An 18,879-nucleotide genomic window follows, 5' to 3' on the forward strand; every position below is an offset into this window, starting at 1 on the left:
GAAAATGCACCGGCTCATTATCCCAATAAAACTGGGGAAAAAGAATGTTTGTCGATACGCGCACTGTCGACGAGGGGTACATCGTCGAAGCTACGGTTTGTATTGTTGGCGCGGGCGTGGCGGGGATTACGCTCGCGCTTGAAATGAATCGGCTTGGCATCGATACATGTCTGCTCGAAAGCGGCGGATACAAGGCCGACGATGAAACGCGGGATTTGTATCGGGGAGAAAATGCCGGCCTGCCATACTCTTTTGCCGATGGCAGCCGCAGCCGTTTTCTCGGCGGGAGCAGCAATTGTTGGGGCGGCTGGTGCCGCCCGCTCGATCCATGGGACTTCGATAAGCGCGAGTGGGTGCCGCATAGCGGCTGGCCGTTCGGGCTCGACGAGCTGGCGCCCTACTATGCGCGCACGCATGCGTGGCTCAAGCTCGGCCCGAACAATTTTGATCCGGAATTCTGGGAGCGCGCGATCGGGCGACCGGACGTGCGCCGCATTCCGCTCGTGACGGGCAAGGTCCGCGATACGGTCGCGCAGTTCAGCCCGCCCGCGCGCTTCGGCAAGCTCTATCGCAGCGCGCTCGAGCGTTCGGCATGCGTGCGGGTTTTTCTGCATGCCAATGCGGTCGATATCGAGACCGACCGCACCGCCTCGCACGTGACGGGCATTGCAGTCGCCACGCTATCGGGCCGCCGCATCGCCGTGCGTGCGAAACAGTACGTGCTTGCCGCGGGAGGTATCGAGAACGCACGCATCCTGCTCGCTTCCAACCGTGTGCAGCCGGCGGGGCTGGGCAACGGCAACGACGTCGTCGGCCGGTTCTTCATGGACCATCCGCGCATCATGTCCGCGAGTGTCCGATTCTCCGACGCGTGGGCGCGCAACAAGCTCTACGACATCAAGTTCCATTACCAGAACGCCGCCGTGGCCGCGTTGGGCACGCCGATCTCGTCGCAGTTCGCGTTGACGCCCGACGTGCTGCGGCGCGAACAGCTGCTGAACTCGCGCGTCTGGTTCTTCTCCCTGTTCTACGGTGAGGGCAGCGCCGGCGCCGAGGCGCTGATTCGCTGCAAGCAGGCGCTCTTGAAGAAAGATCAACCGGGGTGGCGCTTGCGCGACGACGTCGCCACGATGGCCGCCCATCCCATCGATACGGTCGGCTTTGGCTTGACGCGGCTTTTTCAGCCGCGTGCGCTGATCACCGATGTCAAACTGCAGGCGATCGTCGAGGCGGCGCCGAACCGCGATTCGCGCGTGACGTTGAGCGAATCGCGCGACCGGCTCGGCATGCCGCGCGTCAAGGTTGCATGGCGGCTCGATTCGCTCGTGCAGCGCACGTTCGACCGGACCTTCGCCTTGATGGCCGATGAACTGCGTGCGAGCGGTGTCGCGCAGGTACGGCTCGACGAGCCGCTCGAGGGCCGTGCGTGGCCGTCGTCGCTCGAAGGGACCTGGCATCACATGGGCACCACGCGTATGCACGATTCTCCGCACGAAGGCGTGGTCGACCGGGACTGCAAGGTTCACGGCATCGACAATCTGCACATTGCCGGCTCCTCCGTGTTTCCGAGCGTGGGCGCCAACTTCCCCACCATCACGATCACGGCGCTGGCCCTACGGCTGGCCGAGCGGCTGGCCTCTTCGCTCGGCAGGGTCGATGCACTCCCGGCGAGCAACGATGCGTACGCGAACGCCGGCAACAGCGACGCGAAGGTCGATTCCCTGCCGTTCGCCGCCGCGACGCTCTCGCGCATTGCAAAGGAGTGACGAGCGGCCGCTGCGATATCGCGCGCTGTGCGGGCTGCCCGCGCGATCGCGCGGGCACTCAAGGGTCAGGGGCGGAGATCGTCTAGGACGACGATAATCGCGCCGAACGCTCGAGCGGATAAGTCGGACGCGCCGCATCGGCTTCGAGCACGTCGATCAGCCGCCTGGCGTGCGCTTCGACGGTGAAGCGCTCGCGGAACGTCGCGGCGGCCCGCGTGCGCATGCGCGTGCGCGCTTGCTCGTCGAGCGCGAACCAGCGCCTCAAGTTGCGCTCCGTACCCGCCACGGTATCGGGGGCGACAAACCCCGCCCCATCGCCGGCCACTTCGCGCCAGATGTTGACCTTGTCCGAGATCAAGACGGGCACGCCGCACGCGAGCGCTTCCACGACAGCGATGCCGAAGTTTTCCTGATGCGATGGCAACACGAACGCATCGGCGGCATAGAAGGCACCCCATTTGAGCTCGCCCTTGAGCATGCCGGCCCAGGTGACGCGTGCTTCGATGCCGGCGCGGCGTGCCTCGTCGCGCAGCGCGGCGAGCGTGTCGTCGCTGCCGGGGCCGGCCAGCACGAGATGCGCGTCGCCTGCGAGCTGCGCGAGATTGGCGAATGCGCGCAGCAACAGATCGCAGCCCTTTTTCGGGTGGATGCGGCCGAGAAAGAGAATGAGCCGCTTGCCCTCGAGTTCGGGCCGCGCCGCGAAGAACGCTGCGCGCAACGGGGCCGCATGAGCGGGCGGTGCCGCCGTGCCATACGAAACCACCTGCTCGCGCGCGCGATACAGCCAGAACGATTGGCGTGCGAGCAGGCGTTCCTCTTCGGTCGTGAACAGGACCGCGCGCGCATCACGCAGCACGCGGTATTCAGCCCAAGGCCAATAAAGCCACTTCTTCAAATGTTTGAGCGGATACGCGCGCTTGAACCAGGGGTCGAGCATGCCGTGGGCGAACACGTAGTACGGCACGCCGAGGCCTCGCAGCGCGCGCCACGCGGCAAAGCCGTGATACTGCCAAAGACCGTTGACGACGACGGCGTCGAAGCGCGGCCCGTGTTCGCGCAGCCACGGCACGGCATGGGGCGTGCGTCCGTATTTTCCTTGCGGCGGCCCGAGTCCCGTGACGATCGCACCCGGCTGAGCGAGGAACGGCGCATCGGGCGCATCGAGCGAGGCGATTTCGACCCGATGCCCGAGCGAGGAAAGCGCCTGTACGCTTTGCCGCACGCCTTCGGCGGGACCGCCTGCTTCCGGATCGAGCGTGGCTGTCAACTGAAGGATTCTCATAGCGTTATTGCGGTTCGATACGGTCGTCGTCGCGGCGCTGCGTGAGCGCTGGCCTCGGAGCTGGCGTCGGAGCTATTGGCGCAGCGAGCGACGGCTCGTGTCGATCGTCGACACCGTCGCCCTGCCGCTGTTGCGCGCCGAGCGCGGTCTGCGGCACGGGCCGTCCGACCGCCGGTTGATGTCGTATCGGCGCGGGCCTCATCTGCGCTCCCAGCCGACGCAACTGCACGTGCATCGCGATCATCAGTCCGAGCGACACACCGAAGACGAGTCCGGAAAAACGCGGGCCGAGCGGATTGCCGCCGATCGAGGTGGCGGGCAAGGCCGCGGTAAGCAAAATCGCGCGGCCGAGCACGGGTAGATAGGGAACATGCGGCATATGCATGCGCCATCGTCGGTAGGTGATCGTGCAACGATAGAGCGCGAAAAGGATGGCTACCGGCATGGCGACGCCGAAGAACAACCCGCCCGCAAAGAACTGATAGACCCAGAAGTTGTGTCCGGCCGACCAGTCATGAATCGCGTAGAAGTCCTTTTTGGTCATCTGCCCTTGCAAATCGGGCAAATAGCTCGGCGAATAGCGGTACTCGTGTCCGTAGCCCATACCGAAGAGCGTCGATACCGGCGTGGACGTGACTTCGTCGTACTGATATTTCATTTCGGCCAGACGGGTGACGGTCGTCGGATCCTTGCCCGTCGTCGTGGCCTTTTCGGCGAAGAAAAGCCGCTGTGTCCAGTGGCCGGCCACCTCCGGAAAAAGCGTGGCCGCCCCGAACGCCATCCCGCCGAGCAGGATCGTGGCCACCGTCGCGCGCAGGAGCGCCCGCACGAGATAGCGCAGCGAAGGCGCACTCATCCAGACCGCGAGCGCAAAAAGAAGCGCGGTGCCGACGAGCAAAGAGCGCGTGACACTGAGCAGTTCGATGAGGATGGTCCCCATGAACAGGACGAGCGTGAGCGCGGTGAACCGCTTGGCGATCACGAACTCGTGCAGCAGCACGCCTTGCAATCCAAGAAACGTCGCCGATACGATGCGATAGCGCACGTCTTCGAGCGGCCCGCCCGTTGCCATGCCATAGACGAACGTGAAGGCCAGCGCAATGACGTTGGCCCAAAACATCGCCTTTTCGAATTGCTCGACACGGCTTTCCTGCCACGGGCGGCAGGCGACGATGAAGCCCATCTGGAAAAGCACGAAGGGCAACAGTACACGCAGGTATTGCCCGATCGGGTTGTCCTGGACCAATTGCGTGACGAGACTGCCGGGGACTGCGAGCGCAATCGCGAGCCAGACGAACGAGCGCAGGCTCGAGCGGTCCGTGATGCGCGGAGCGATCAACATCAGCAGCGCGCCCCCGGCCAACGCTGGCACCGCCAGCAGGATTTGCGCGAGATGGCTCGAGGTATCGCTGATGGCCTTGTAGTCCATCGCGAGCGGGCAGATGAAGATCCAGATCCACAGACTCGCGTAGCGGTTATAGCGTGACACGGGATGCCCGGCCAATGTCGATTGATAGGGCGGAGCGGCTGCCATTGGAGTGGTTTCTCCCTGATCGTTGTGCGAGCGTCGTCGCTCGACCTTCCTCCTTCGGCTGACGCAAAAAGCAAGCCACGGGGAATGGTTTTCCTGTCCGACTATAACGTTGGCCGGCTGTGCGAAAGCGCGGCTGGCGGATCGAGACTATCGTTCGGCGTCACGAGGCAGACGGCTCCGACGCGCGAGCGCAACGGTCGGGCCCCATGTCGCTGACGGGCGTGATATTGGCGGACGGAGGCAGCGGGAGCATCGGAACATCGCTATAGGCAGCGCGCTTCGGAAACACCGCGGCGCGCAAAGACGATAAAGAGAGAACGAGGTGAAACAGATGGGCACTCTCTTCGGAGGAGCCAAGGCGATCGTCCGAAACCGAACGATCGAACTGGACTTCCTGCGCGGCATCGCGATCATCGCGGTGATGGGCTATCACTTTCATACAGTCGCTACCGGCTTTCGTGTGATACCCATCATCCAATACCCGTTTACGCATTTCGGCCGGGAAGGGGTGAACCTGTTCTTCACGCTGAGCGGTTTTCTCGTCGGCGGATTGCTGCTGCGTCAGTACGCGAGCACCGGCGTCATCGATGCACGCCGCTTCATCGTCCGGCGGATCTTCAAGATCTGGCCGGCCTACTATGTACTCATTGCGTTTCATATGGTGGCGGGCCGTCATCCGCTGAGCACGTTCGCCGTGCAAAACCTCACGCATTTGCAGAACTACCTGGGGACGTCGATTTCCCAGACTTGGAGTCTCGCAGTCGAGGAGCACTTCTATCTGCTGCTCCCGGCGCTGCTGCTCCTGTTCGCGCGGTGGAAGCTGCGTGCCAATGCGATCCTCGCGATGCTCGGCTTGATTTGCCTCGCAGTGTTGATCGGGCGTTCGATCGTCGTCGCAAACGGCGGACTCGACGCCGCGTTCTTCCAGACGCAATACCGCATCGACAGCCTGCTCGCGGGCGTCATGCTCGCGGCCGTGTATTGGATGAAGCCCGACCTTTATCGCCGCCTCGCGCAAAGGAAGGGCATGCTGCTCGCGATCGTCGGTTTCCTCGTGGCCTGGCTCGCGTTCGCCACACGCCACGATGCGCTCGACGAGAGCATCGGCTACACCATCCAGTCGGCCGGGTACGTTGCGCTCATCGTCCTCATGCTCGAACATACGGGCTCGATGGCGCGTCTCTGGCTCTTTCGCGCGATCGCATGGGTCGGTGTTTATTCGTACGGAATCTATCTCTGGCATTCGATCGCGTTCGCACCGGCCGATATCCTGATCGCGAAGACGAGCGCGCTCGGCTTGCCGGCGCTGGTCATCTGGGCGCTCGCGCTGGCGTTTCAGATCACGATCGCGATATCCGCGGGGTACATCACGACGCGGCTCGTCGAGTTCCCCTTCCTGCTCCTGCGCAACGCGCTGTTCCCGGCTCAGGGCGTCGCGAGCGCCGAGCCGAGCGCACCGGTGCCCGTCGTGCCGAAGACGCCGGCGGCGGAGCCCGAGAACGTGCCTGTCGTCGGCAGCCAGCCGTCGTAGGCGTTGCGCTCAGGCCATCGCTTCTTGCAGCGTGCGTTTGAATTGATCGAGCGTGTTGCGTTCGAGCAACCGCTCGTGCGCGCCTTCCGGTGCTTGCGTGCGATCGGCCGGATCCGCGTTTCGCGCAAATACCTTTTCGATCGCGGCTGCGATGGAGGGCGGCGAAAGATCGTCGATGACGGGGCCCAGCGTGCCGCCGCGGCAAAACCAGCCTATGAGGCCCTCGGCGGTTGCGATCACCGGTTTGCCGAACCGGTAGGCTTGCACCAGGACCCCGCTCATGCCGTAGTGCCCCTTGTAGCCGAGCCAGACGGCATCGCATGCCGAGAAAAGATCGAACTCCATCTCGTTCGTGATGAAGTGGTCCAATACGACGGGTGCAGGCGTCAAGCGCGGCGCTCGAGTGCGCAGGAATTCGCGCGTTTCGCCGTCTTCTTCTCCGGCTACCACGAGCGTCGGTGCGTCGTGCATCGTTTCGAGCGCCGCCACGAGTTCTCGAATGCCCTTGCGATCGGTGATCGAGCCGTATACGAGCAGATGACGCCCGTGGGGCGCGAGCCCCAGCTTCGCGCGGGCCGCGGCAGGGTCGTCCGCACGCGCGTCGGGAAACGGGTCGGCCAGATAACGCACGACGGCAGCGCGCTGGCCGAGCGCCTGCGCGCTCCATTCGCTGAGCGTCGGGTCGATCGACAGCAACGCGCGCATGCCCTTCACACGCACGGCCTGGCGAAACAGGTAAGCCTTCGCCGCGTTGACGACGCGCCGATCGGGGGCTTTCACGCCGACCGTTCTGTGATGAAACGACGAGCGCATCGTGATGCCGACCCAGGGAGCGCCGCCGAACGGCGAACCGAGAAACGGCAGCGCGTAAAGAAAGTAGTCGACGTAGGGCACGACGACGAGCGAGACCGGCTGGAACTGTGCGATGAGCCGGTACGCGTAGCGGAAATAGCGGTGATGGCGCACATATGAAATGCGCTCCAGACCGGCCGCACCGCCGGGCCGCTCTTGCTGCGGATCGACGAACGCGATTTCTAGATCGTCGCGCGCGGCGCTCGTGATCTTGCGCGCGAGGCGATGGTCCTCGTTACGCGATTCTGTCACCACGACGCAACGATACCCGGCATCCGTGTAGGCTTCGGCCGCCCACTGCGCGTACCGCCATCGATGTCCCGTGAAGTTGGGCTCGATGACGAGCACGGTTTCGCGCGGTGTCGGTTTGCACGTCGCATCGGGCAGCGCCGCCGGCACCGCTTCGGGTATGGCGCGTGCGCCGGGGAGAAATGTCGTTTTGCATCGTCTCGTCGCTCTCGTCGGTCTTGCGGCCCGAAGCTGTTGGGACACGATGACCGTACCACCGGCTGCGTTACGTCATCCGTCATTTTTGCTCACGTCATGGCGGAAAAGAACAGGTCGTCTCGCCAGGATGGCGGGCCGCGCCTACTAGATGGCGCGCCCAGCCGCCGTCTACAAGGTACTTTGTGCTTTCTACTTCTGAATCGGGGCAGTTTTTCCAACGTGAGCGCATCGTGGGGCAGGGAAGTGAGATCGAGCATGTTTGCGACGCTATCGATGCGCGCGGGGCTGGGCACGAGCGCGGCCACGTGGGTATTGCTGCAGCAGGTCGCGGTGCGTGGCCTCGTGGCGCTCAAGTTTCTCGCCATCGGGCGCATTCTCGGGCCGACCGCTATCGGTAGCGTCAGTGTGGCGCTGCTCGCCGTGGCGATCGCCGAGTCGCTGTCCGACACCGGACTTGCGCAAGCGGTCATCCAGGGGCGGGAAGCCCCGACGCACACCGAACTGGGCGCAGTGTGGACAACGCTGATGGCGCGGGGCGCGTTCGTCGCGTTGCTGCTGCTCGCGCTCGCGCCGGTGATGGCCGCACAATTCCATCTCGATGGGTCGATCCTGCTGCTGCAGCTCGCCGCGGTGTTGCCGCTCTTGCGCGGCGCGGCGTCGCCGACTTACTTCGTCGTGCAGCGCGAGCGCCGTTTCAAGCACATTGCCGCGGTCGAGATCGCCGCGGCGTGTGCCGATTGCGCAGTGGGCCTGTTGCTGGCCATCGCGGGTGCCGGCGCGATCTCCGTGTTGATCGGCATGGCGCTCGGCGAGGCCCTCAAGAGCACGCTGACCTGGGCCACGATGCGACCGCGCCCGCCCATCGCGCTGCGCTGGCATGGCATTGGGCACTATGTCGCTTTTTCCCGCTGGATCTGGGCGAGTAGTGTCGTGAACCTCGTACTCAATCAGTTCGACAAGCTCGTGGTCGGCAAAATGCTGGGACCGGCGCAGCTCGGTGCCTATCAGATGTCGTCGCGCCTCGCGCAGATGCTGCTCGCGGACGCCGCGATCGCCATGTCGCAATACCTCTTTCCGACTTTCTCGGCCCATCATCGCAGCGACGCGGCACGCGCCGCACGCATTTTTCAGCTCTATCTCGTGGCTGCCGGTTTCGGACTCGCGCTGATCGTCGTGCTGTTGCGATGGCTCGCGGCGCCGCTGTTTTCGCTCGTGCTCGGACCGCAATGGATGCCCGCGGTGCCGCTGTTCCGAATCTTCGTCATCAACATGGCGTTGGGCGCATTGATCGCGGTGCTCGTGTCGTACCTGCGAGCAGTCGGCGATGCGCGCGCGGCAACGCAGGCTTCCGTGATGCAGGTCGTCGTGCTGTTCTCGGTCGTGCCGCCCGCGACCCACTACTGGGGCGTGACCGGCATTGCCTGGGGAATGACCGCGGGACTCGCCACGGCAACGCTATGGATGCTGTACCGAACGGTAAAGGCCAGATGATGCGGATTCTTCATCTCGTGCTCGCACCGCGGTTATCCGGCGCAGAAGTGCTCGCCACCGAGCTCGCTTTGCATCAGCGGGCCGAGGACCACCATGTCTCGTTGACATCGCTGTTGCCCGCGCATGACGATTTCGAGCAATTGCGGCGCGAGCTTGCGCAAGGCGACGTGCCGTGCCGCTTTCCGCTCAAGCGGCACGGCATGGCCGGCAAGCTCTGGCATCTTTACCGGGTCATTCGCATCGTGCGGCCCGACGTGATCTTCGCGCATGCGACGATACCGGCGTTCTATGTCCGTGCGTTGCCGATCGCAACGCCCATCGTCTACATCATGCATTCGGCAACGAACGACTTCGAGCGGAACCTGTTCCGACGCGTCGAGCGGATTTTGTCGGCGCGTGCGCGCGCGGTGGTCGGCGTCTCGCGCACGAACGTGGACGACTACATCGCCATGGTGGGGCCACACCCGCACATGATCGTGATTCCGAACGGCGTCGACCCGGCGCGCTTTCTTCACGCCGCCGCGGCCGAAGCGAGCGGCGGCGCTCCGCAAATCGTGCAGATCGGACGTTACACGGCGATCAAGAACCAGTTGCAGACCGTGCGCGCGTTCGCGCAAGTGATACGCGAAGTGCCCGACGCCCGGCTGCTGCTGTGCGGCGTGATCGAAGATCCCGCTTACCATGCGCGAGTCATCGAGCTCGTCGCGACGCTCGGTCTCACGCATGCCGTGGCGATAGAGGGCTCGCGCACCGACGTCTCGCGGATGCTCGCGCAAGCGAGCGCATTCGCGATGCCTTCGCACTCGGAAGGGCACAGCATCGGATTTCTCGAAGCGCTCGCATCGGGCATTCCGGTGGTGGCGAATACCATCGAGCCGTTCCGGTTCGCGAACGACTTTCCGGGCGTGCAGCTCGTCGACACCGATGACACGGCCGCCTACGCGAGCGCACTCGTCGCGGCGCTCAATCAAAGCCGCGTACAACGCGAACTGACGGGGCTCACGCTCAAGGATTCGGCCGAGCGCTATCTCGACGTCGCTCGCAAAGTGGTCCGTCAAGGCGTCGTTTTCTGATCATCCCGATATCGTGCGCGCCGCGCCCGTCGTCGATGCAGGCATGGCGTCAGCGCGATGTCACAGCACGACGAGCCGCACGCCGATCAGTACGAGCACGCCCGCCAGCAGATTGCGCAGCAGCGTTTCGGGCGCGCGTGCCGATAAGTGGCTGCCCAGCGCGATGCCGGGCAGCGAACCGATCAGCAGCGAGAGCAGCATCATCCAATCGACCGAGCCGAGCAGCCAGTGCCCCATGCCCGCGGCGAGCGTGAGCGGCACGGCGTGGGCGATGTCGGAGCCGACGATGCGCGCTGTCGGCAGCGACGGATAGAGCAGCAACAGCACCGTCACGCCGATGGCGCCCGCGCCGACCGACGTCAGCGAGACGAGCACGCCGAGCACGGCGCCCGTCAGGATCGTCAATGCGGTGGTGCTGCCGGCGGAAGGCTGGCGTCTCGTGCGGGCCGCGAATCGCATCAGCTGCGGGCGGAACACGAGCGCGATCGACGTGATCAGCAACGCGGTGCCGAGAATATGCTGCAAGAGCGCTGTCGCGCGCGGAGAGTGGATGCCGTGATGCTGGAGCCACCACAGCGTGAGCGCCGCGGCCGGCACACTGCCGGCCGCGAGCCGGCCCGTGATACGCCATTCGACCGACCCCTTGAGACCGTGTACGAGCGTGCCCGCCGATTTGGTCGCGGCCGCGTAGAGCAGATCGGTGCCGACGGCCGTCGCCGGATGCACCCCGAACAGCAGCACGAGCAGCGGCGTCATCAGCGAGCCTCCGCCGACGCCGGTCAATCCGACGAGGAATCCAACCGCAAGGCCGGATACGGAGTACAGGAGATCGATATGGGGCAGAGCCATGTGCGATAGGGTGTGGCCGCGACAAAACGGCGCGAAAGGACCGGAAAGCGGATCGAAAGCGGCGACGCGGTGGCGCTGCACACGCACGATCGGCGCGCGAAAACAGCCATTGTCGCAAAAGTGGCGCCGGAACGCTCGATAAGGTCAGATAAGACCGGTCTGTCGATTTGCGCCAGCCGCGCGCGGGCGGGCCGAAACCCACTACAAGATGGCGAGCGCACTGGCCCTACCGCACGTTATTTTGGTGCGCGGGCGGCATGCGGCAACGTCCAATGCATGCCGTAGATGGGGCGAATTTCTGCCCTTATTCGCCACAGGGACACTATGCGCATTTTCCAGCTGATCCTCGCGCCGAGGCTTTCCGGCGCCGAGATGCTCGTGAAGGGGATCGCGATCGACCATCAGCAGAGCGGACACAGCGTTTGCATCGCTTCCCTCTTGCCGGCGCACGGCGATTTCGCGCCGGCAGCAGGCGAGCTGGCGGCGCATCGTGTCACCTGCGTCTTTCCGCCCCGGCGCTACGAAAAGCTCGGCCGCCTGCTGTTTCTCTATCGCGCGATTCGCCGCTTCAAGCCCGACGTGATCTTCGCGCACGCCACAATTCCCGCCCTGTACGTGCGTGCGCTACCGGTACGCGTGCCGATCGTCTGGGTCATGCACTCGGGCGTCGACGATTTTCAGGACAACCGCCTGCAGCGTGCGGAGCGGCTTTTGTCGTTGCGCGCCAAGGCTGTGATCGGCGTATCGCAGAAGAACATCGATGAATATCGGCGCGCGATCGGCCGGCATCCGCCGCTCATCGTCGTGCCGAACGGCGTCGACGCGGAACGTTTTCGCCATCGCGAATCGGTGCGTGGGCCGCGCGGCGAGGCGGGTTCGGCCGGCGCGGCAACGGGCGGCGATGCCGCCAAGCGCATCGTTCAGATCGGCCGTTATATTGCCGAGAAGGGGCAACTCGACACGATACGCGCGTTCAAGCGGGTGCTCGATGTCGAGCCCGATGCGCGGCTCTTGCTGTGCGGTGTCGTGGACGATGTCGCCTACCATGCCAAGGTCCGCGAGCTCGTCGACGAGCTCGGGCTTGCTTCGCATGTCGAGGTCACGGGGCCGCAGACCAATGTCGCCGAGATTTTGGCCGCCTCCAGCGTCTTTGCGATGCCTTCGCGCTTCGAGGCGCACAGCATCGGTTTTCTCGAAGCGCTTGCGTCCGGTATTCCCGTCGTCGCCAATACGATCGATTCGTTCGCCTTCGCGCGTGGATGGCCCGGTGTGCAACTCATCGAGACGAGCGATATCGACCGCTACGCCCAAGCCCTTGCAACCGCGCTCGGCGAGCCTCGCGCGCAGCGCTCGCTCGACGGTCTGACGCTCGAGGATACGGCCGAGCGCTATCTTGCCATCGCGCGGCAGGTGATCCGATAGGCGGCTCCCATCCGGGGGCCCCTCCGGCCTTCGGCAGACGCCGGCCGAGGCCTATTGCAGGCGGTCCAGCCGCAGCGTCTCGGTGTACCGGCCCGGCAACGTGCCGAGCCGTTGTTCGGTTCCCAGCGCGTGCCCGTCGGCCTCGAAGTCATAGCGCACCAACGCGGGAGCGCCGCCCCAGTAGTGATACTCGTCGAGGTGGGCATCGGTTCGTTCGAAGAGAACGAGCCGCGAGCGTCCGCTGCCACCTGTGCCGCTGCCGCTGCCCGTGTCGCGCGTAAGCGCAGGCAGCGCATCGGTCCACGCCACATCGAGCGTGCCGATATGCATGGGCGCCGACAACCGTCGCTCCGTGCAGTCTGAGGCGATCGTCCAGACATCGATGCCGCCGCGACCCTCCGACGAGGGAACGCGCGCGCCAAGCAGCACGAGTCCGTCCTGTCCGCTCGAATCGATCGGCCCTGCCGCGATACGTGTGAGCGCGGGATCGAACGATGCCGGCAGCACGCGGCGATCGTGCGGCGAAAATGCCCGGCCCGAGCTTATCCATTGGGACAGTGCGAGCGAATGATCGGTGCGTTCCGCTGCGACTATGGTGGCACGCTGCGAGCCGGCAACGCGCAGCGCAAAGAATTGCGTTGCGGCCGCCAGCGGCACGGCCGCCCGCCATCGCGACGGGGCATTGCCCGATGCGCCGCGGCTCGTCAGCACCGAGAAGTCGAAGCCCCGGCCGTCGACGGTGCGTCGCACGGCGAGGAGATCGGCGCGGCCGTCGCCGTCGAAATCGGCCGCCAGATACTGCTGCGTGCGCGCCGGTGCGAGCGTGGCGTCGCTGCGGTACCAGAGACTCGGCGCGGCGAACGCGCTTCCCGTACTCGCGAAGCGCCAGAAGGCTGTCCCGCCGTGCGCGTCCGGTGCGATCGCCATGAGGTCGGCGCGGCCGGTGCCATCGAAATCGCCGAGCACGAAGCGCGTGTCGTCGAAGCATAGTGCGTCGCCGCGGCAGCTCGGCACGATTGCGTCCGCATCGAACCGAACGGGGTTCGCGTACCAGCGAGCCGCCCGCGCGCCCGGGGCGAGCGGTGTGACCCAGATATCGAAGCCGGGGCCGTCGGTCCGGCGCTCGATATAAACCGCGCTGGAGCGGCCCGTGCCGGAGACATCGCCATAGAGCGCGGCATCGAGGCGCAGGTCCCGCCACGGCGCCGCCAACTCCGACGTCCAGCGATAGGCGGTCGTGCGTTGCCCGCAAGCGGCGAGCATGGGCGTGTCTCCGCTTGCGCCGAGGCAGTGGCCGAGCGGCGTACGCACGATGCCGAAGTCCCAGGGTGTGAAGCGCTGCGCGAGCGCTTCGTCGTCGCACGGTTCTTCCACGAGCCGGCCCGCGCGCTCCGCGACGCAGCGGCCGCTCGCCACGCTCATGAGGGCCGCGTCGTGCGGATTGCCGGGGTAGCTCGGCACGGGCCGCCATCGCCATGCGCGTGCGGGGGTGCCGTCGCAGGCCGCGAGCGTGATCGTACGGGCGCCAGGTGCCACGCTCGCGGTACTCGCTTCGGCACTGCTCAAGCATCGGCTCGTGCGCACGTTGACGAGATTGAAGGCGGCCATGGCGTCAGGCGACGAACGCGCTCGCGACGATATGGGCGACGGGTCCGCGAACGAGGACCGGGCCGGTAGCGCCGGCGTCGACGCAACGGCTCCCGGCGTGCCGAACGCATAGCGCCGGGCCACCCAATTGCCGTTCCACTCGTATTCGCCGAAGACCTGCGCGATATCGCCGCCGTCCATTGCGAAATAAGTGGCGACCTGATCGCGTTTCATCTGGGTTGCCTGAGCGGACAGGTTCGCCGGCATACCTGCGCTCACGTAAGTGAGGTGATAGCCGATCGGCGCCTGCACGCCGGCCACGCGTGCCGCCTCGCGTGTCGCGCGTGCGGCGTAGATGTGATCGGGGTGTTCCAGAAACGGAACGGTGTCGGGATTCAACGTAAAGATTTGCGTCGCATGCGCGAGTATCGCGCCGAGCGTCGCCGTCAGCGCGGGGCGATCGTAGCGGGCCGCACCGCGGCCGTCGGCCCCCATCGGGTAGCTGGAAACGGATGCGCCCTCGTCCCACAACAGCGCGAGCGGCGCACGCCCGCCGCGCACCTGCGCGCCCGGCAGCCGCAGCTCATAGAGCGCGACGCGCGGCATCGCGTCGAGGACCATACGATGCACGGGCTGGCCGGCGATCGATACCGTCGACTCCGTCCATGCGTTGCGCACTCCCGCCATGCGGGCATACGTCCGGCGGATCGCCCGCTCGCGTGTGAGCACGTAATCGAACTTCGAATTGTCCGCACCGCCGATCAGATGCACGGTGACGATGCACCATCCGGCACGCAGACGGTCGGTGATACCGGGATTGACGAAGAGCAGGTCGTCGTCGAGGTGCGCGACCACGGTGACCAGCGTGCCGGCGCTGCAGCCGGGCGGCAGGACCATTCCAGCCTGAGCAATGGACTGACGGGTGACGGCCGCGACCGGATGCGTCGCTCCACGCACTGCGGCGAGGCCGGCCGCAACGGCGATCGCGGCGAGCGCGGCGATCGCCGCGCTCAGCCGCACACGTAAACCAACGCTCACAACGAATGTGCCTGCGACTGAGCTGCCGTGCGAGACTGAGTGAGCGCGCTGACGATGAGCAGCACGAGAACGTTGACGGACAGGGCGACGAGGCCGATGTTCGTATCCTTCAGCCGCTCGGGCAGAAACGGAAACCACTGGCCGAGCGTGGCATGCGTCAGCGTCGTGATCGTGACGACGGCTACGCCCGCGACGATACCCGCGAATGCGCCTTGCCACGTCACCCAGCGCCGCGCCGCGAGGCTGGCGAGCACGGCTGGAAAGAGCTGGGTGACGAAACTGTAGCCCATGAGCAGCAGCGCGACGATCGTTTCGCCGCCATGCAGCGTGAAGCCGACCCCCACGAGTGCGATGACCGGCACCAGCACGCGGGCGAGCCGCGTCACCTGAGCGTCGCTGGCCTGGCGCGCGATGCCGCCGCGATAGATGTCGTTGGCGATCAGCGTGGCCGCGGCATTCAGAATCATCGAACCCGGCACGAGCGCGGTCAGTACACCGGCCGCGCCGATCACGCCCACGAACCAGGGGTCGAACGTCGCGAGCGAGAGCCGGAACAGCGATAGATCGATGTCGCCGCCCTTGAGGCCGGGCACCTTGAGCGTTGCCGCGAAACCGACGAAGAAGACGAACAGCAGGATCAGCTGATAGACGGGCAGCACGGCCGCGTTACGCCGGAAGATGCGCTCGTCGCGCGCGGTGAACACCGACGCGAACGTATGCGGCCACATGAAAAAGCCCAGTGCCGTAAGCGCGACCGTCGATTGGAACCAGGTCACGCTCGAGCCCTTCTCGGGGAACGAGAGGAATCCCGGCTTCGCGGCATCGATGGCGTGGAACATCGGCGCATATCCGCCGTAGTAGTGCAACGGCAGGTAGATGCCGAGGAAGAGCACGACGCCCAGAATCATCAGGTCCTTCGTCACCGAATTCCAGGCCGAACCGCGCACGCCGGAGATCGTCACATAGGCCGTCACGACCAAGGCGCCGATCCAGATGGCGGCCGCGGGCGAGATGGCGCCGTACGAAGTCGTCGCCACGATGATGCCGAGCCCCTTGAACTGAAGGACGAGATACGGCACGAGGGCGACCACATCGACGATCGCGACGAGTACGCCGAGCCCGGGGCTCGCGTATTTGCTCGCGAGAAAATTCGGTTGCGAGACGACGCGGTTGGCCTTGGCATAACGCCAGATCGGCGGTAGCAGCCAGTACGAGAGGATATAGGCGAGCGTGGCGTAGGGGAGGATGTAATAGACGGGGGCGCCCTTGCCGTATGCGAAGCCGCTGCCGCCGAGGAACGTGAACGTCGTGTAGATCTCGCCGGCCATCAACAGAAAGACGAACGCCGTGCCGAAGCTGCGGCCGCCGACCGACCACTGCTCGAGATTCATGTCGTGCCCGCGGCGGGCGCGCAGACCCAGGCCGAGCGCCAACAGTGTGAACGCCGCGATGATGAGGAGTGCGCTGCTCATGGGCGCACCTCCTCACCGGGCGACGCGGCCGTGCGGTTGGCCGGGTCGAGCCGGTAGATGAGCGCCATGATGACGGCGGTCAGCACGACCCAGGCGACGATCCATGCGAGCACGAGCGGCATGCCGAGCACGAGCGGCTCGACGCGATTGACGAACGGGACACCGAGCAAAATGCCGATGAACGGCAGCGCGGCGAGCAACCTGAGAACCATGATGAAATCACTCCTGGAAGGGGTGCGACATGATCGGACTGCGCGCCACGACTCTATGCCCAACATCGGTGCGCCGTAAAGACTTTCAAAAATGCCGTCCGGCGCCTGCCCACGACGCTTTTTCGTAGGGCGTCAAATCGACAGTCCCTGCATCCGGTGGGCGAAACGCGCGCGCTCGGCTTGCTCCATCAGTGCGAGGAACTGCTCGATATCCATGTGAACGAGCGCTTCGTGATCGCCTGCTTCGAAGTAGACGTCGGGCTCGCGCACGAGGCTTTCATCGAGATACGTCTGCATCCCGTAAGCCATGCCGACGGGCGGCAGCGCGCCGATATCGCAGTCCTTGAAGATTTGGCGAATGTCGGCCTCGCTCGCCACGGCGAGTTGCCTGCCCGTGCGCGAGCGCAGTTCGGACAGCCGCACGGCATGCGTCGATGGGAGCACGGCCGCGACATAGCCGTGTTCGTCCGCGAGAAGCACTGTCTTGGCCAGGCGCTCGCCCGGCACGTGCGCGGCGGCGGCCGTTTCGGCGCTCGAGTGGCTATAGGCATGATGCAGTACATCGTAGCGGGCACCCCGGTTGTTCAGACATTGCTCGAGCGTAGTTGACATCGACATGGCGCACCTCCGTCGTTCTAGCGAAAAACGCGTTTGAAACGCGGCCTGCATACGGTTCTCCTAGCATAGGTCGTTTGCTGCGTGCTGCTGCGGATATCGGGAGCATGCCGCGGCGCGTGCGCCGGCGTAACAGTTTTTACTCATATGTAAATGACCAGGCGTTGGAACGCGCTACATTGAACGCCGAGCCGATATGCGCAGCAGCCGGAGTCCCACGCGAGACAACATGGCCAATACAGAACATATGACCGGCGCGGCGATCGCGCTGAATCGATTTGGGCTCGGCGCGCGCGCCGGCCAGGCCGCTCCCGGCGACCCCAAAGGCTGGCTGTTGGCCCAACTCGACGCCTACGAGCCGTGGCCGCCCGCATGGGCGCAGGAGCCCAGCTCGCATGCCGCACTTGAAGCCGTGGCCGAGGCTCGCCGCGTGCGCAAAGAGGCGAAGATGGCCGCGAGCACGGCGGCCGCGAGCCAGGCCGGCGCAGCGGCAAGTCGGGCGGCTATTCAGGCGGTGCGCAAGGAACTGCGCGACACCTATGTCTCGGCCGTCGACGCCCGTATGAACAGCGCACTGGCGACGAATACCCCGTTCGTCGAACGGCTCGTGCATTTCTGGGCGAATCATTTCGCCGTGTCGGCGGACAAGCCGGAGCTCGCGCCGCTTGCCGGCGCTTTCGAGGCCGAGGCGATTCGCCCGTACGTGCTCGGATCGTTCGAGGACATGCTCGTGGCCGTGGAGTCGCACCCGGCCATGCAGATCTATCTGGATCAGGTCCGCTCCGTCGGCCCGAACAGCCCGGCCGCGTTACGCGCCGGCGCGCGCAATCCCGCCAAAAAGCCCGGGCTCAACGAAAACCTCGCGCGCGAAATCATGGAGCTGCATACGCTCGGTGTGCGCACGGGCTACACGCAAGACGACGTGACCGAGTTCGCGCGGGCCCTGACAGGCTGGAGCATCGCCGAGGCCCCGGGCGCGGCGCCGGCGATGAAACGCGCCGCGGGTGCCAAACCGGGCTCGGGCACCGCGATCGCCGGCACTTTCGTGTTTCGGCCTGCGCTGCACGAGCCCGGCGAACGAACGGTCATGGGCCGACGCTATGCGGCGGCCGAAGCGGATACCGGTGCGACGCAAGCGCTGGCCGTGCTCCACGACCTCGCGCGGGCGCCGGCGACGGCGCGCCATATCGGTTTGAAGCTCGCGCGCCATTTCTCGACAGACAACCCGAGCCCGGCCATGGTCGAGCGGCTCGCGCATGCATTCGAGGCAAGCGGCGGCGATCTGCCGAGCGTCTATCGAGCGCTCGTTGCGTCGCCCGAGGCATGGCAGCCCGTGGCGACGAAGTTCAAGAGCCCCTGGGATTGGACGATTTCCGCTTGCCGCGGCATCGGGCTGACCCGACTCGACAATCTGCATGCGGCGCCGCTTCTCGCGCAACTGGGCCAGCCGGTGTGGCGGCCTGGTTCGCCGGCCGGCTACGACGATACGAGCGCGAGCTGGGCGGCGCCCGATGCGCTGATGCGTCGCGTCGAACTGGCTCAGCGCATCGCCGCTCGCGTCGGCGAGAGCATCGATCCGCGCACGTTGGCGCCGACGCTGCTTGCCGGGGCGCCGATGCCGGCCACCGCGGCGGCGATCGCGCATGCAGAAAGCGTGCCGACGGCGCTGGCGCTGCTGCTGGTTTCGCCCGATTTTCAACGGAGATGA

14 protein-coding genes are annotated in these 18,879 nt (G+C 65.6%); 6 read left to right on the top strand and 8 right to left on the bottom strand.

Annotated features, from left to right (window positions below; genetic code table 11):
• The first annotated feature begins 44 nt into the window (after positions 1-44).
• Positions 45-1,766 (top strand): FAD-dependent oxidoreductase, encoded by a 1,722-nt coding sequence (locus ACR9ZC_RS10990; RefSeq protein ID WP_481580291.1) that lies wholly within the window; start codon positions 45-47, stop codon positions 1,764-1,766.
• A gap of 82 nt (positions 1,767-1,848) precedes the next feature.
• On the opposite strand, the gene ACR9ZC_RS10995 is transcribed toward ACR9ZC_RS10990, so the two are convergent.
• Both ACR9ZC_RS10995 and ACR9ZC_RS11000 read right to left on the bottom strand, forming a co-directional pair.
• Complete coding sequence (locus ACR9ZC_RS10995) at positions 1,849-3,048, bottom strand: glycosyltransferase (RefSeq protein WP_481580292.1); 1,200 nt, start codon at positions 3,046-3,048, stop codon at positions 1,849-1,851.
• A 4-nt stretch (positions 3,049-3,052) separates the two neighbouring features.
• Positions 3,053-4,582 carry a hypothetical protein gene (locus ACR9ZC_RS11000; RefSeq protein WP_481580293.1) on the bottom strand — a complete coding sequence of 510 codons (1,530 nt, stop codon included), beginning with the start codon at positions 4,580-4,582 and terminating at the stop codon, positions 3,053-3,055.
• Between the two features lie 331 nt (positions 4,583-4,913).
• Here ACR9ZC_RS11000 and ACR9ZC_RS11005 point away from each other — a divergent pair, with 331 nt between their 5' ends.
• On the top strand, positions 4,914-6,113 hold the full coding sequence (locus ACR9ZC_RS11005; protein ID WP_481580294.1) for an acyltransferase family protein: 1,200 nt from the start codon (positions 4,914-4,916) through the stop codon (positions 6,111-6,113).
• A gap of 9 nt (positions 6,114-6,122) precedes the next feature.
• Here the strand turns inward: ACR9ZC_RS11005 and ACR9ZC_RS11010 are convergent, their stop codons facing one another.
• Positions 6,123-7,352, bottom strand: coding sequence for a glycosyltransferase family 4 protein (locus tag ACR9ZC_RS11010; protein ID WP_481582643.1), 1,230 nt, complete (start codon positions 7,350-7,352; stop codon positions 6,123-6,125).
• 315 nt (positions 7,353-7,667) lie between these two features.
• On the opposite strand from ACR9ZC_RS11010, the gene ACR9ZC_RS11015 reads away from it, so the two are divergent.
• Entirely contained in the window at positions 7,668-8,903 is a 1,236-nt protein-coding gene (locus tag ACR9ZC_RS11015) for an oligosaccharide flippase family protein (RefSeq protein ID WP_481580295.1), read from the top strand.
• Positions 8,900-9,976: a glycosyltransferase family 4 protein gene (locus ACR9ZC_RS11020; RefSeq protein WP_481582644.1), complete on the top strand. Its 1,077-nt coding sequence runs from the start codon at positions 8,900-8,902 to the stop codon at positions 9,974-9,976. The genes ACR9ZC_RS11015 and ACR9ZC_RS11020 overlap by 4 nt, the downstream gene beginning before the upstream one ends.
• 60 nt (positions 9,977-10,036) lie before the next feature.
• Here the strand turns inward: ACR9ZC_RS11020 and ACR9ZC_RS11025 are convergent, their stop codons facing one another.
• Positions 10,037-10,825 carry a sulfite exporter TauE/SafE family protein gene (locus ACR9ZC_RS11025; protein WP_331568029.1) on the bottom strand — a complete coding sequence of 263 codons (789 nt, stop codon included), beginning with the start codon at positions 10,823-10,825 and terminating at the stop codon, positions 10,037-10,039.
• Positions 10,826-11,149: 324 nt separating this feature from the next.
• Between ACR9ZC_RS11025 and ACR9ZC_RS11030 the strand changes: the two genes are divergently transcribed.
• Positions 11,150-12,247: a glycosyltransferase family 4 protein gene (locus ACR9ZC_RS11030; RefSeq protein WP_481580296.1), complete on the top strand. Its 1,098-nt coding sequence runs from the start codon at positions 11,150-11,152 to the stop codon at positions 12,245-12,247.
• A gap of 51 nt (positions 12,248-12,298) precedes the next feature.
• Here the strand turns inward: ACR9ZC_RS11030 and ACR9ZC_RS11035 are convergent, their stop codons facing one another.
• The 4 genes from ACR9ZC_RS11035 to ACR9ZC_RS11050 all read right to left on the bottom strand — a co-directional run bounded on the left by ACR9ZC_RS11035 (position 12,299) and on the right by ACR9ZC_RS11050 (position 17,174).
• A complete protein-coding gene (locus ACR9ZC_RS11035) occupies positions 12,299-14,872 on the bottom strand; it encodes an FG-GAP-like repeat-containing protein (protein ID WP_481580297.1) in 2,574 nt (857 codons plus the stop codon).
• Positions 14,869-16,344, bottom strand: coding sequence for a sodium:solute symporter family protein (locus ACR9ZC_RS11040; RefSeq protein ID WP_331567115.1), 1,476 nt, complete (start codon positions 16,342-16,344; stop codon positions 14,869-14,871). The genes ACR9ZC_RS11035 and ACR9ZC_RS11040 overlap by 4 nt, the downstream gene beginning before the upstream one ends.
• Positions 16,341-16,556, bottom strand: coding sequence for a DUF3311 domain-containing protein (locus ACR9ZC_RS11045; RefSeq protein ID WP_481580298.1), 216 nt, complete (start codon positions 16,554-16,556; stop codon positions 16,341-16,343). Before ACR9ZC_RS11045 ends, ACR9ZC_RS11040 begins: the two co-directional genes overlap by 4 nt.
• Positions 16,557-16,688: 132 nt before the next feature.
• Positions 16,689-17,174 (bottom strand): aminoacyl-tRNA deacylase, encoded by a 486-nt coding sequence (locus tag ACR9ZC_RS11050; protein ID WP_481580299.1) that lies wholly within the window; start codon positions 17,172-17,174, stop codon positions 16,689-16,691.
• 226 nt (positions 17,175-17,400) lie between these two features.
• Between ACR9ZC_RS11050 and ACR9ZC_RS11055 the strand changes: the two genes are divergently transcribed.
• The gene (locus ACR9ZC_RS11055) at positions 17,401-18,879 is read left to right on the top strand and encodes a DUF1800 domain-containing protein (RefSeq protein ID WP_481580300.1); all 1,479 of its coding nucleotides are present in this window, start codon (positions 17,401-17,403) and stop codon (positions 18,877-18,879) included.

It is taken from the genome of Trinickia sp. HAY1-2D, assembly GCF_056754935.1.